The 14,232-nt window shown below is 61.6% G+C and carries 10 protein-coding genes; 6 read left to right on the forward strand and 4 right to left on the reverse strand.

The window, feature by feature from the left end; all coding sequences use genetic code 11:
• Positions 1 to 290: 290 nt before the first annotated feature.
• Complete coding sequence (locus tag HHL09_RS10015) at positions 291 to 5,978, reverse strand: lamin tail domain-containing protein (RefSeq protein WP_169454506.1); 5,688 nt, start codon at positions 5,976 to 5,978, stop codon at positions 291 to 293.
• 126 nt (positions 5,979 to 6,104) lie between these two features.
• On the opposite strand from HHL09_RS10015, the gene HHL09_RS10020 reads away from it, so the two are divergent.
• Positions 6,105 to 6,617, forward strand: a complete 513-nt coding sequence (locus tag HHL09_RS10020) for a gamma carbonic anhydrase family protein (protein WP_169454507.1) — start codon at positions 6,105 to 6,107, stop codon at positions 6,615 to 6,617.
• An 18-nt stretch (positions 6,618 to 6,635) separates the two neighbouring features.
• Here HHL09_RS10020 and dinB read toward each other — a convergent pair whose 3' ends face one another.
• Complete coding sequence (dinB, locus tag HHL09_RS10025; protein WP_169454508.1) at positions 6,636 to 7,670, reverse strand: DNA polymerase IV; 1,035 nt, start codon at positions 7,668 to 7,670, stop codon at positions 6,636 to 6,638.
• A 405-nt stretch (positions 7,671 to 8,075) separates the two neighbouring features.
• Here dinB and HHL09_RS10030 point away from each other — a divergent pair, with 405 nt between their 5' ends.
• From HHL09_RS10030 to HHL09_RS10045, 4 genes are all read left to right on the forward strand, one after another.
• Complete coding sequence (locus HHL09_RS10030; protein ID WP_169454509.1) at positions 8,076 to 8,531, forward strand: bifunctional nuclease family protein; 456 nt, start codon at positions 8,076 to 8,078, stop codon at positions 8,529 to 8,531.
• Positions 8,532 to 8,665: 134 nt separating this feature from the next.
• Positions 8,666 to 9,877 carry a M29 family metallopeptidase gene (locus HHL09_RS10035; RefSeq protein WP_169454510.1) on the forward strand — a complete coding sequence of 404 codons (1,212 nt, stop codon included), beginning with the start codon at positions 8,666 to 8,668 and terminating at the stop codon, positions 9,875 to 9,877.
• A gap of 140 nt (positions 9,878 to 10,017) precedes the next feature.
• Positions 10,018 to 10,395: a cupin domain-containing protein gene (locus HHL09_RS10040; RefSeq protein WP_169454511.1), complete on the forward strand. Its 378-nt coding sequence runs from the start codon at positions 10,018 to 10,020 to the stop codon at positions 10,393 to 10,395.
• Complete coding sequence (locus HHL09_RS10045) at positions 10,392 to 11,159, forward strand: methyltransferase (RefSeq protein WP_169454512.1); 768 nt, start codon at positions 10,392 to 10,394, stop codon at positions 11,157 to 11,159. Before HHL09_RS10040 ends, HHL09_RS10045 begins: the two co-directional genes overlap by 4 nt.
• Here HHL09_RS10045 and tsaB read toward each other — a convergent pair.
• Positions 11,119 to 11,805, reverse strand: a complete 687-nt coding sequence (gene tsaB, locus HHL09_RS10050) for a tRNA (adenosine(37)-N6)-threonylcarbamoyltransferase complex dimerization subunit type 1 TsaB (RefSeq protein WP_169454513.1) — start codon at positions 11,803 to 11,805, stop codon at positions 11,119 to 11,121. The genes HHL09_RS10045 and tsaB overlap by 41 nt on opposite strands.
• 163 nt (positions 11,806 to 11,968) lie before the next feature.
• Here tsaB and HHL09_RS10055 point away from each other — a divergent pair, with 163 nt between their 5' ends.
• The gene (locus HHL09_RS10055; protein ID WP_169454514.1) at positions 11,969 to 13,099 is read left to right on the forward strand and encodes a citrate/2-methylcitrate synthase; all 1,131 of its coding nucleotides are present in this window, start codon (positions 11,969 to 11,971) and stop codon (positions 13,097 to 13,099) included.
• A gap of 97 nt (positions 13,100 to 13,196) precedes the next feature.
• Here HHL09_RS10055 and queG read toward each other — a convergent pair whose 3' ends face one another.
• Positions 13,197 to 14,222: a tRNA epoxyqueuosine(34) reductase QueG gene (gene queG / locus HHL09_RS10060; protein ID WP_169454515.1), complete on the reverse strand. Its 1,026-nt coding sequence runs from the start codon at positions 14,220 to 14,222 to the stop codon at positions 13,197 to 13,199.
• Positions 14,223 to 14,232: the final 10 nt, after the last annotated feature.

Here is a 14,232-nt window from a genome sequence, read left to right on the forward strand (position 1 = left end):
CTCCCGACTTCTCAGCGCGATCCGCTCCGCTGTCCAGCGATTCGTCACCGGGCCAAAAAAGCCGCACCGACGGACCGGTGCGGCTCCTCCGGGGAAGGGAGAGGTGGAAAAGCTGGTTTCAACGATGCGCGGCAACGCCGAAAGCCAGCCAACCTCCCGCACAGCGTGAGGGGAAAGCCCAAGCTCCGCGACCGCGCCGTGGTGACGCTCCGGACAAGAAAAAGGGACGACCCCCGCCTCGCGAGGGTCGTCCCGAAGTGCCATGGCAGGCTTTCAGGCCAGGGAATCGATCAGTTCTCCGGATTCAGTCGGAAGAAGCGGGAACCCACATCCAGCGTGATGCGATAGGCAAAGAACATCGCATCGTTGGTGACCGGGCCGTTGCCGGCATTCGAGCGGGCATCGCCTTGGCTCACCAGCGCTCCGTTACCATCCACCATCATGACGTTGGAGGCTTGGAAGTCGTTGTCGTTTGCCACGAAGAGGAAGAAGTCGTTCGGCGCTTCGGTGGAAAGATCCGGCACCAACGACATGCCCTCCCACTTTTCATTAATCGTGTTCGAATCCGGAGTTGTATTGTTGGTGTTGAAACCGAATTTCGCGAGGTCGGCTGGTGCCAGCATGTTCACTACTTCCGCGGAGGCTGCCGCCTTGATCGCGGGATCCAGCACCCCCGCCGGGCTGATGGCATTCCCCAGGGCATCGTAGCTGCCAAGGATGTTCGAAGCACCGGAGAAATCCACAAGGCGCACCGACTTCAGAACAGTCGGAGCCGGGGGATTTCCCGTATTGATACCCGTCCCGAGGCCATTGCCATCCCGCGGCAGCATCAGGAACGCCGAGCCGCCAACGGCCACGATTTCAGACTGGGCCGCCGTGCGGTCCAGCGCGGAGCCATCGCCATTCGAGTCGAAGCGCGGAAGCTTTACCACATACTCGCCGATCAGCTCGGGCGCCTCGCGCTTCTCGCCGACGATGTCGAAGACAAACAGCCGGGTATTGTCGCGCGTCTGCTGCTGGCTGCCATTGGTGTCCTGCACCAGCGCGCTCTGCATCAGGGCGAAGAGGCGGGTGCCATCCGGAGTGACCGACATGCCTTCCAGGCCCTGGTTGTTGCGGCGACCATTGCTCGGCGCAGCAATCGAATCGAAGTTCAAGCCGCCGGATGAATTGTGCGGACGGGCCGACTCCGGCAACTGCGTGATACCGGTGATCTTCTTCGCCGCATCGAAGCGTGCGATGTAGGTGCCATACTCGTCCGAGACATAGCCGCTGCCATCGGCGAAGAGGTAGACTGCTTCCGCATCAAAGCTAAGCAGGCTTTCCTGTGCCCCGCCGGGGCCGTTCGCCGTGGTGACCGTGCCCACCGTTTGGCCGAAGAGCGAGCTCGTGCCCGTAGGGTTGAAGCCGGTAGTGAATTTCACCGTCGCTCCATCCTGATAGGTGAACTTCGTGGTCGAGTCATAGGTCGGAACGATCTGGCCCTGTGCGACCGGATCCGTTCCGTAGTATGGCTCGAAGGTGAAGTCCAGCTTGTGAAGGCGGGCCGCATAGTTCGAGAAGATCGTGCCCGAATTGAAGCCGCGGTCAGGGAGCACGTTGAAGGTGCCGTTGAAGCGGCTGCCATCGAAGCCCCAGCCCGTGATGAAGAGACCGGAGGAAGCACCCATCGTTTCGCCGAAGCTATCGAGGCTTTCGCCGCTCAATCGGCCGGTGCCGACCAGCCCGTGGTTCACCACCCGGACGCCGCCGAGCGAAGCACCCGCGGCAGCCGTGGTGTTCGGCGTGCCAAAGGCCGGAGAAGTTCCCGGGGCGGATGGACCGGCACCAAGAACCGTCAGCGTGTAGTCCGTGGCCAAGCCGTTCGCGGCTTGAGCGGAGACGGTGTAATCAATGCCCGCGATGGCGGCAGTCCAATCCTCGAGGTCCGAGGAAATCTGCAGGACCGAGGCAAGATCGAGCTCACCCGTGAGAAGCCTGGCCTTCAGTTCAAGACCGGCGCTTCCCGGAACAGAAACCAAGGCGCTGTTCGCGTCGCTGGAGTTGTTCGGGTTCAGATTGAGCAGGAATTCCATCCCGTCGCTCAGGCCGTCACCATCGCTATCCGTGTCCGGACCGCCGGAAACAAAGCCGTTCACTTCCACCCACAGGGCGAAATCGAGCGGGCCGCTATTCACGATGCGGCCCGGAGAGCCGATCTCGCTTGCGTCGGTCTTCGCGACAAAGGCGCCGTTCACGCCGGGCAGGCTCAACTTGGATATGAAGGACGCATCAGTCCCAGCCGCATTGTCAAAGCTGGCGAACGGCGCCGTGTTGTCGGAAACCGCGAAATAAACGCTGGCACGGAGCCGGTCGGTTGGATCGTAGATATTGACCTGGTCGCCACCTGTACTGAGACCGATGCTCGAACCGGAGTAATTGCCAACCTGCAGCGAGGAAGGACGATTGGCTCCGAACCAAGTTTGCAGGAAGGTCTCCGTCGTCGCCGCTGGCGTGGAGGTCTCCATGAAGATCACGGATTCCCCCGGAGCGACTTCGTTCACGCCATTCAGCGGAAGAGCACCGCCCAGCGGGGAAGCCGAGCTATCATCGACCTTCCAGCCCACGAGGTTGATGGTGCGGGCACCGAGGTTGGTGAGCTCGAACCAGTCAGCCGCGGCAGGGCTATTGCCACTGCCCCAAGCCGCCACTTCGGAAATGATCAGCTCGCCGGTGCTGCCCGGGGAACCGATCTCGTTCGGGTTGCCGGGAGCCTTGAAGGCACCATAGACACCTTCTTGGCTCAGAAGTGAAACGGCGGCCGCATCGAGGCCCGCACCATTGTCAAAGCTCGCGAATACCGGACCCGCAGGAGAAGCACCGAAGCTGACATTGGTCTGAGGAGTGCCGGCGGCGTCATAAAGGTTCACGATGTCTCCACCGGAACCCAGCCCAAGGCCGGAGGCATCCGCGTAGCCGATCTGCAGGTCGGCCGGGGCGACACCACCGAACCAAGTGGCGATAAAGGCGGTCTTCTTCGCTTCGATCTCCTCGGCATTGACTTCAAGAAGCACGATCACCGACTCGCCCGGCTTGATCAACGTGATCCCGCTGATTGCTCCGCCCGCGGCCGAGGAGTTCGAATTATCGTCCACCCGCCAATTGGTGATATCGATGGCTGAGTTGGTGGTGTTCGTGAGTTCGATCCAGTCTTCCGCCACGGCGCTGTTGCCGCTGGACCACGGAGCGATCTCCGAAATGATCACCGGTGGATAGGACAAGGTCTCGGGATCGAGGTCGATCACCTCAAGCGTATAACTGGTCGTCGCGTCCGGCGTGGCGCCCACGCTGCTGTCATCCACGCTGAGGGTGATGCTGTAGCTGGTCTTCGCCTCGAAATCGAGGACGGTGCCTGCCTTGATATAAAGGCTGGTGCCGGTGACCTGGAAGAAGGCCGCATCCGGTCCTCCGATGGTCACGACATTGGCACCGAGGCCGTCATCGCTCACCACCACGTCGCCCACCTTCAGCGGCGTGCCCGTTGGAGTATTTTCCTGGATGGAGGTCATCGCATTGGTCACCGCGATCTCCGTCGGAGCTGTGTTCGGCGCGGTGGCAGGAGCGTAGACCCAGAGTTCGGGGTGATTGATATTGCCACCGCCGTTCTCGTTCACCACGTAGATGAGACCGTTGTGGTCCATCGTCAGGCCCTCGTGCTGCTGCTCCGCCACGGAGAGCACGTCACCCGGATCCGCCGTGATGTTGAGCGTGCTCGAAATGCTGCCGCTGCGGCTGATGTTCACGATCTTGCCGTCTTCCTGGCTGATCACCAGCAGGCGCTGGTCGGGCAGCGTGAAGACGTCCGCCACGTCCGTCATGCCCAGCAAGGCAGGATCGAACAGATTGATCGAATTGGCCGTGGTGGCGGAACCGTTGGTAGCCGTGCTCGCGGCGAAGTCGACGTGAGTGGCAAAGATGCCGATGGGATTGATTTCCTTCAGCGCGACGAATCCGCCGCCCTGGGGATCATAGCAAAGGCCTTCGGTGCCTTCGTTGTCATTGAAGGTGCCGATCGCCACCGTCTGCGTGTTCGCGCGGGTCAAGGTGGTGCCGGCTGCATAGGTGAACTTCACGAGCTGGCGGTTGCGCTCCTCGCTGAAAACAAACTGGCCGCCGCCAAGATAGGTGATGCCTTCCGGATCGTAGAAGTCGGTGCCTTGCGGGCTGCTCCCGAGCGCCAGTGTCATCGTATCGACAAGGACACCGGTCTTGGTGACCTGCGTGACCGACTTGCCGCCGTCACCCACGATGAACAGCGTGTCCGTATCCCAATTGTAGGCGACACCGGATGCTTCCTGACCGAGCAGGTTGTGGGCCGGAGTGCCAGCCGGAAGAGCCGTATTCGAAGGCTCCGGCAGGGGGTAGCGGCCCACGCGCACGTAAGTGGAAAGATCCACCCCCTTGTCGATGCGGCCCGGTGAGCCGAGATCAGCACCGCTGGTCGCTTGGAAGGTCCCGAAGGTGGCGCCCGTGGCGAAGGTGTAGCGCGGTGCGCTCTTCGGCGAGCTCGGATCGTAGATCAGGGCTTGGGTATCGGCGGAGCCACCGGCGGAAAGACCCGCGTGGTCACCCGTGGAATCCAAGCCGTCGGACTTGACGAACTTGTTTGCGTCGTAGCTGAAGAAGAAGAGCTCGAAGCCGTTGTTATTGAAAAACGAGATGCCATCTCCCTTGCCAAGGCCAGGCCCCGTCGGAGATTGGAAGACTTGGACCGTGCTTGGAATGCCCCACCAGGCGCGGAAGTCGGCGGGCAGCGCCGAGGTGAAAATAACCGACTCACCGGGAGCGATGCTGCTACCCGCGGGCAGTGCCCATGCCTGCGCGGTGGAATAGGAGCGGCCGGAGTCATGCCAGGTATAGCCTTCCAAGGAAACGGCAGTATCGCCGAAATTGGTGAGTTCCCAGTAGTCCTCGGTCCCCGCTGCGGCGGATGATTGGTTGGACTGGATTTCCGTGAGCCGGAGATCGGTATCCAGCACGTCACCGTCGTCTTGGACGGTGATGGTGGCGAGGCCGGCAGTGGCATCCACCGCATTCGCGGTAATGTTCACGGTCTGGTTGCCATCGGGCGAGCTGTCGTTGACAGCCGTCACGCTGAAGGTGGCGGAAGCTTCATTCTCCGGGATGGTCACGGTGGCCGGAACCGTGGCCTCGGTGGTGTCGCTGGAGCTAAGATTCACCACGACGCTGGAAGCCGTGCTGCCAGTACGGGTCACCGTCGCGGTCGCAGCAGGATTGGCGGCGCTTTCGGAGAAGGCTGCCGGGATGACTTCCACGGAAAGGGCGAAGGAAGGGCCGTCGTTATCGAAGCCGCTGTAGCCCGGTGAGCCGATATCCGCCGCGTTGAGGGCGGAGGCGAAGCTTCCAAAGTTCGTCCCGTTGGCGTTCGTGTAGCGCGGCGTCGTGGTGCCGAAAGTGGGATCCCAGATCAACGATTGGGTGGCCGTGCCACCCGCGGAGAGACCGGCGTGGCCACCGGCGGAAGTGCCGCCATCCGATTTCGTATAACCGCTCGCCGCGTAGCTCAAATGCGTCACTTCCACGCCGCTGGCATCAAACAGGTAGACGGCATCCCCGCCACCAAGTCCGGGAGAGGCGACGCTAACTACTTGAACCGTGGAGGAAATGTTCCACCAGGTCCGGAAGCTCTCCGCGGCGACTCCCGTGAAGATGATCGACTCGCCCGGTGCGATGCTCGTCCCCACCGGAATGGTGACCGCAGCGGCATCGTTCGGGTTAGCGCTGTCGTCGTCCCACTTGTAGCCATCGAGGACCACGGCGCTCGTGCCGACATTGGTAAGTTCCCAAAAGTCGTTCACGCCGGCAGCGGCCTGATTCGACTGGATTTCGGTAATGAGGAGGGAGCCCGCAAAGGCATAAGGAGAGGCCAGACTGGCCAAGCCGGGAAGAACCACGGCAAGGGGGAAAGAATACTTCATGGCGAGGATCGCAGCACGCTATGGCTCAGCTTCCCCGCGTCGCGCGTTCTTCAGTGTCGCTTCCGTCAAATTGAGAGGGGATCGCACTGGCCACCCTGCCGCGGCGGGTCCATCATCCCCCTCGTCATGGCCATCGAACGCTACGAATCCTTCACCCCGTCCATCCATCCCAGCGCTTATCTCGCGGCCAGCGCCGACGTGATCGGCCGCGTGAGATTCGCGGAGGAAAGCAGCGCGTGGTACAACGCCACCATTCGCGGAGACATCAATGAGATCGTGATCGGCCCGCGCTCGAACGTCCAGGACAGCGCGGTGATCCACGTTTCGGATGACCTCGGAACGTATCTTGGCGAATTTGTCACCGTGGGCCACTCCGCGATCCTGCATGCCTGCACGGTGAAAGACGAGGTGCTGGTGGGCATGGGTTCCATCGTGCTGGATGGAGCCGTGATCGGGGAGAGATCGATCATTGGTGCAGGAGCCCTGGTGACGGGTGGCACGGTCATCCCGCCCGGCTCGCTGGTCATCGGCTCACCCGCGAAGGTGGTACGGACGCTCTCGCTTGATGAACAAGCGAAGGTAAAGGACTGGGCGGAGAAATACGTCGCGCAGTCGAAGAAGTATCTCGCACGCGACTGAAACAGCGTCCGTCTCTTCTCAAAGCAGCTCCATCTGTAGCCGCTCCTGTGGATCCTTGAAGCGGATGCCCACCCCTAACAGCCGCACCGGCTTGTTCTCCCCGCGCTGCCATGCTTCGGCGAGAAGTTCCTCGAAGATCGAGTGATCCAGCACGCCATGCGCTTTCTCCGCGGTCGTACGGGTGAAGTCCGCAAACTTCAACTTTACCACGAGTGAACGGATCTCCCTTTCCTCATAACGCACAAGATCGCTCGCCAGTTCATCGAGCATCGAGTGCATCGGCGGTCGCAGGTCCTCCAAGCAGCTCAGGTTCTCGCGGAAGGTATTCTCCGTGCTGATCGACTTGCGGATCCGGTGTGGCTGGACTTCGCGCGTGTCGATTCCCCGGCACAGCTCCCAAAGCTCGAGGCCCCATTTCCCGAAACGCCGCGCCATCTCCAACTTGTCGAACTGCTGGAGATCGCCACAGCTGTGGATGCCCATCCCCTGGAACTTGGCCGTCATCTTTCCGCCCACACCCCAGATGCGTCCGATCGGCAGGTCCTTCATGAAGGCCTCCACCTGATCCTCACGGACCTCGTGCTGGCCATCCGGCTTGTTCCAATCGCTCGCGATCTTCGCGATCATCTTGTTCGGCGCGATCCCCGCTGAAGCGGTGATTCCCGTTTCCTCCCGGATCTGGTTCCGGATCTCACGAGCCAGCGCGGCTCCCGAAGTGTTGAGATGGGAAAGATCGAGGTAGGCCTCATCCAGCGACAGCGGCTCGATCCGCTCTGTAAAGCGGCCGAAGATCGCGCGAATCTGCGCGCTCACCCCCCGGTAGAGCTCGAAACGGGTGGGGACCAGAATGAGCTGGGGGCAAAGCTGGAGCGCCTTGAAGACCGGCATCGCGGAGCGGCAGCCATACTTCCGGGCTTCGTAGTTCGCGGTGGTCAGCACTCCGCGCATCGTCCGCCCACCCACGCCGACGGGCTTGCCACGCAGGGCAGGATTCTCGCGTTCCTCGATCGCCGCGTAGAAGCAATCCATGTCGATGTGGACGATCTTGCGCATCGCGGGTCGGGGGAGACTTTCCCGCGGACACGCCGGATCGGCAAGCGCGGGACGATCCGCTTTTTTACCCAGGAGCCCATCCCCCGGCGACAATAAGCACCCGGTGGCAGTAGAAGCTCGCGCCCGCGATTTCCGAGACTCGGCGATCCTATGCGCCAAACCGGCAATTTCGGAACCCGCCCGGACACTTCCCGCAACCCCGCTCGCAGGCCGTCACTCACCGCCATTGCGCGACTCCCCGGAAGATATCGCCTGTTAATTTCCCTGTTTTATCAGGCGGAACAGGCGGCCGGGAGCCTCCAAGGAAATGGCAAGGCTAGCCCCGGTAGCCGCACTGCGCCAACGCTTTCGCGCGAGACGCCATTTCCCCTTGGAAAGCCCGAATAATGCGGCAGAAACGATCTCGTGCCCGATCTCGTCCGCGTCGAACCCATCGCCCTCCTCCCTACTCCTGCCGGCTGCGCCGTTTTCCTCGGCGACGGCCAGAAATCGATCGTGTTCTACATCGACTTGGCCATCGGTGCTTCGATCAACGCCGCACTGTCCGGCGAGGCCCCGGCACGCCCGCTCACACACGATCTGTACTTGCTGACGATGGAGGCATTCGGGGCGAAGGTCAGCCGTGCGGTGATCGTGGCGCTGGAAAAAGAGATTTACTACGCCCGCCTCATTCTCGAGGCGGAGAACGAGATCATGGAGCGCAAGATCGTGGAACTGGATGCCCGGCCGAGCGATTGCATCGCGATCGCGGTGCGGGCAGGAGCCCCGATCTTCGTGCTTCGCGAGCTCTGGGAGCGGCTCGACGACATGTCCACCGTGCTTCAGGAAATGAAGGACAAGGGCATGGACTTGGGCGGCTGAAAAGAACTCCGGATTTGAAACAGCCCGACCGCCTGTGAGGGTTTTCATGACGCGATTTGACGGAAGATTTTTTCCGCGCTTCCATTGCAAAACTCCCCTTGCGCCATGGGTGAGCACTCCTAGCTTGGGGGGCCATGCCAACCGCCAGCCTCCCCTCTTATCTCGCCGAGGAAATCCTGCTTCACCCGGAAAACCGCAAGTTTCCGGCCTTCGATCTCGTCCGCCTGCTAGGCACCGTCTTCAAGCCGACCCAAGGGTGTCGCGTCTGCATCCTCACTGACTTCGAGGAACCCGCGGGACTGATCAAGGACTTTGCCTTCCTGAGCCGGCCCGGCTTCCCGGTGCAGAAGAAGGCCCATGAAGCTTTCTATCAGGGCCTTAAAAACGGCGCGCTGGAAGAGCTCGGAATGACCGGCGGCGAGATGTTCGCCTACAAGACCACCCACGGATCGAACCTCGATCTGGAAGACGAGGTCTGGGACACCGCCGGTCGCCAGCTGTCCCTCGATAAGGACATCTATCCGAGCTACGATCTGATCCTCTGTATCTCCACCTTCTCTGCGACCGCTCCGCTGACTGCGAAGTGCAAGATCTTCGGCTTCCGCGGCGCGACGCTTCACGGCTTGAACGACATCATCCTCGGCTCCGGCCTGGCGGTTGATTACGAGGAAGTCTCCACGGACGCGGAAAAGATGCGCCTCGCCATGACCAAGGCGGACGAAGTGGAAATCGATTTCGAACTCGAAGACGGCCGCATCCTCACCGCCTGGCTCGGCCTCGGAGGCCAGGAAGCGCAGAAGTCGCATGGCCTTTGCCAAGGCAACAAGCCGGACATCGCGAACCTGCCCGCCGGTGAAGTTTACTTCGTGCCCCAGGACGCCCGCGGCCATTTCCCGATGAAGTATGAGGATGGCACCCTCGGCGTGCTAACCGTGGACAATCGCTGCATCCTGAAGTCCGAACTCATCGCCGGAAACCAGGAAACCATCGATCGCCACAATGCCCGCCTGCAGGACGATCCGATGACGGGCACGCTCGGCGAGCTGGGCTTCGGCACCCAGGTGCTGCCGGTTTCCTACGCGGATATTCAGGACGAAAAAGTGCTCGGCACCTGCCACCTCGCCACGGGCCGCGATGACCATCTCGGCGGCGACATCGTGCCGGAGATGTTCAAGAAGCACGAGAACTCGACGCACGACGACATCCTCTTCGCCCCGCACAAAACCCCGAATTTCAACATCAAGCAGGTCCGCATGAAGCGCGGCAACCAGCGCGAAGTCCTGATCGAGAACTTCCGCCCCGCCCGCTACCTGATGGACGCACTGGCCGGTAGCCAGGGAGCGTAAGACAGTTTTTCACCGCCAAGGCGCGGAGTCGTCCGGTTCACACAAAAAAGCCCAAGGTCCTGACTCGCCTGTCAGATTTTCATCGAGCTTTTTGAACTTGGCGCACTTGGCATCTTGGCGGTGAACTCTTTTCCCTCCCCATGAAGCGTTACCATCACGTCGAGTTCAGTGAACTCCCGCCGGTCGAATGCTGCTGTGGCACCACCCGGCGGGCCTTCGTGGACCAGCCGGACGCACCGGCCTCCGCTCACTACCTCGAGGTAAAAGATGAGCCGACCAGTCACTACCACCTCAAGACGACGGAGATCTACGTGGTGCTCGAGGGTGAAGGATTTCTCGAACTGGATGGGGAAATGGTTCCGGTAAAGCCGCTCAGCGCCGTGATGATCCGGCCAGGTTGCCGCCATCGAGCGATCGGAAAGCTGAAGATCCTGAACATCCCCGTGCCGAAACACAACGACGCCGACTTTTACTACGACGAAAGCGCCGTGAAACCCGGAGACACCCCTGTCCATTGAGCGCGAATCCCTACGAGAGCGAGCGGCTGCTCGCCGAATACCTGCTCTTTCACTACGGCTCGCCAGAGGAAATCCTCCCTGCCGGAGCTCCCGCCGGCATGCGGGATGCCCTCGACTTCGCCGTGCGAACCACGCGGCACTTTTCCTTGGGCGGAGTCGATCGGACCTTGGACTTGGGCTGCGCCGTCGGAAGGTCCACCTACGAGCTTTCCCGCGACAGTGCCGAGACCTTGGGCATCGATTTTTCCAGCAGCTTTGTCCGGGCGGCTGCAGCGATCGCCGATGGGCCGCAGGCCTATCAGCGGCTGGATGAAGCACACCGCAGGACGGAATTGTTAGCCCGCTTGCCAGCCGGCTCGCACTTCAAGGGCGTCTTTTTCGAAACCGGAGACGCCATGGATCTTCGAGCGGACCTCGGAGACTTCGATCGCGTCCACGCCGCCAACCTGCTCTGCCGTTTGACGGAACCCCGGAAGCTTCTGGAGCGACTGCCGACGCTTGTTAGGCCGGGCGGTGAACTGGTTCTCGCGACGCCTTGTACCTGGCTTGGGGAATTCACGCCTCCGGAAAATTGGCCGGCAGGCAGCACTCTGGAATGGCTGAAAGAAGCGCTCGGCGCGGACTTCGAACTGATCAAGGTGGCAGACGAGCCTTTCCTGATCCGGGAGACCGCACGGAAATTCCAGTGGACCAGCTCGATGGTGACAACTTGGCGACGCCGCCTTACTTCCGCAGCAGCGGATGCCCCGGCTTCGCTTCCGTGACGTGCGGTGGCCGCAGATAGGCAGGCTGGGGTGGCAATTCGGAGATGCGTCCGCGCTCGCTGGACGGCAAATTCCGCCAAGCCCTGGCGAGATGCAGGGCGTCCGGATGTTCCGGCACGATCGTAGCCGCCATTTCCGCGGGCAGGCCGATGCGAGCCACGGATTCGAGCGAGAAAACGGTCAGGCCTTTCTCCTGAAAACCGCGGATCTCTTCGGTGAGCTCCTCCAGGCTGCATAACGCGGGCTCGGCCCCCGCATCCCGAACATCATCGGTAGCCACTCGCCAAACCGCTCCCCGGCGGGCGTCTCCCACCGCCAAGGCATTTCCTCCGAAAGCGGAAGGCACGGCTAACAGGGTGCTCAGCCCCACGGCCGGGCAGCCGTGCACCATCGCGATCCCCTGCCCGGCCGCGATGCCCACGCGCGTACCGCTATAGCTTCCGGGGCCGGTACCGATCACCACGCCAGCCAAGCTTTCACCGGCGGTCAGGCAATTCAGCGCCCGCTCCAACGGGGCGAAGAGCAGCGCATTGTGGCTCCGGTCGCCCGTAAACGACTCTTCAAACAGCACCTCGCTGCCACGCAGCAGGGCCAACGAGGCACGGGGCGTGCTACTTTCAATGAACAGTCTCGCGGCGTCCGGCACCCCTCGAGCATCCGAAATATAAACCGATCCGCAACCCCTCAATCCCGCCAAATCCTTGGTTTGTCGCGGCTTTGCACCGCCTACGGGATTCTCCCCTTGCAGCCATCCGCCCGACCCGCTTTCTTCCGTGCAAATTCCAGCACCCGGAACCCATTTTAACCCCATGACAGACTACGCCAAAGGCCTCGAAGGAGTGATCGCCAATGAATCCGCCCTCAGCAATGTGGAGGGTGCCGAAGGCCGTCTGAGCTATCTGGGTTACTCGATCGACGATCTCGTCGAAAACTGTTGCTACGAGGAAGTCATCTTCCTTCTTCACAAGGGCCGCCTGCCGAAACAGGACGAACTGACGGCACTGGAAAAACGGCTGCGCGGCGACCGGGAACTGCCGCAAGGGGTGATCGATTTCCTGAAAAACGCGCCAAAGGACTCGAATCCGATGGATGTGCTCCGCACCGCTGTCTCGATGCTGGGCCTCTACGACAAACGCGCCACCATCGGCGAGCCGAAGCTGGATCTCGTCGAAGAAGTCGGCCTCTCCCTGGTCGCAAAGGTGCCGGTGATCGTCGCGGCCTTCCACCGCTTCCGCAAGGGCCTGGAACTTCCGGCCGCCCGTGAAGACCTCTCCGAAGCCGGAAACTTCATCTATCAGGCGACTGGCAACGAGCCGACCGAGAACGCCATCAAAATTCTGGATGTGGCTTACATCCTCCATGCCGACCACGGCATGAATGCCTCCACGTTCTCCGCCCGCGTGACCATCGCCACGCTGTCCGATGTTTACTCCGCGGTCACATCCGCAGTCGGCACACTCAAGGGTCCGCTTCACGGCGGCGCAAACGAAGGCGTGATTCACATGCTCCAAGAGATCGGCGATCTCTCGAAGGTGGACGAATACATCGAAGGGAAGCTGACCCGCAAGGAGAAGGTCATGGGCATCGGCCACCGCGTTTACAAGGTGCTCGATCCACGCGCCCCGCATCTTCAGAAGCTCGCAACGAAGCTCAGCGCCGAACTCGGCGAGCCCAAGTGGATCCAAATGTCCGAGCGCATCGCCGAGATCATGCGCGAACGCAAGGGTCTCAACGCAAACGTCGATTTCTATTCCGCCACCGTTTACTATTCGCTCGGCATCCCGACCGATCTCTTCACGCCGATCTTCGCGATCGCCCGTACCTCCGGCTGGACCGCGCAAGTTCTCGAGCAGCTGCGGGATAGCCGTCTCTACCGCCCGCTCACCCTCTACGTGGGACCGAAGGTGCTTTCGAAGGTGCCGCCGATCAGCGAGCGTTGAGATCGGTCAATCCGATCGTTTGCAAAGACCGTCTCTGGAGAATCCGGAGGCGGTTTTTTGTTGGGAGAGTTTCGATTTCCCGATCACAGCCACCCGTTCAAGCCACTCGGCCAGGAAGGCGTCCCTTGATCTTCGCGATTGCCCACTGGGCATGCTCAACCACCAGAGGGTCCGGATCTTCGGTAGCTTTTTCCAAAGCAGGCAGGTCCTCCGCTGTTCCGGTATTCCCGAGGACAACGCAGGCATTGCGCAGGAAGCGCGGGCGCTTGATGCGTTTGATCGGTGACTTCGAAAAAAGAGCACGGAACTCCTCGTCCGTTAGTGCGAGGAAATCGCGGGTCTTCATCTTGAAGACCGCTTCACGAGCATGAAAACGCGACTCGCGGGAAAGCTGGGCGAACTTGTTCCAAGGGCAGACCTCGAGGCATTCGTCGCAGCCGTAGAGGCGGTCACCGATCGCTTCGCGGAATTCCTCCGGGATAGGTCCCTTGTGCTCGATGGTGAGGTATGAAATGCAGCGCCGGGCATCGACGCGATGCGGCGCGGTAATTGCCTTCGTCGGGCAGGCATTGATACAGCGGGTGCATTTGCCGCAATGATCGCCGAAGGGTTGGTCCGCAGGCAGCTCAAGGGTGGTGAGCAACTCGGCGAGAAAGAACCAGGTGCCGAGGTGGCGGTGGATCTGCACGGTCGATTTGCCATTCCAGCCAAGGCCGGCAGCACTGGCATGATCCCGCTCCAGCACCGGTCCGGTATCGACATAGAAACGCTGGGTTCCGCCAAGGGCCTGCATCCCCTCATCCATGCGGCGGAGCATCTTCTCGATGATGTCGTGGTAATCGTCATTCCACGCGTAGCGGGCGATCCGGTAGCCGTCGGCGGGATTACTACCCGGATAGTAGTTCATCGCCAGCGTCACGACGGCGCGGCACCCCTGAAGCACCTCGCGCGGATCGCAGCGGCGCTCCGGCGTGCGCTCCATCCAGGCCATCTCCCCATGACAACCCTCCGCGATCCATTCGCGGAAGGAATCCGCGTGCTCGGCCTCCGCCGCCGCGGCAATGCGGCAGTCATCGAAGCCGACCTCGCGTGCGAGGGCTTTGATGGCGTCGGCGGGTTGCATGCCGGGACCA

It is taken from the genome of Luteolibacter luteus, from assembly GCF_012913485.1.
Taxonomy (GTDB): domain Bacteria; phylum Verrucomicrobiota; class Verrucomicrobiia; order Verrucomicrobiales; family Akkermansiaceae; genus Haloferula; species Haloferula lutea.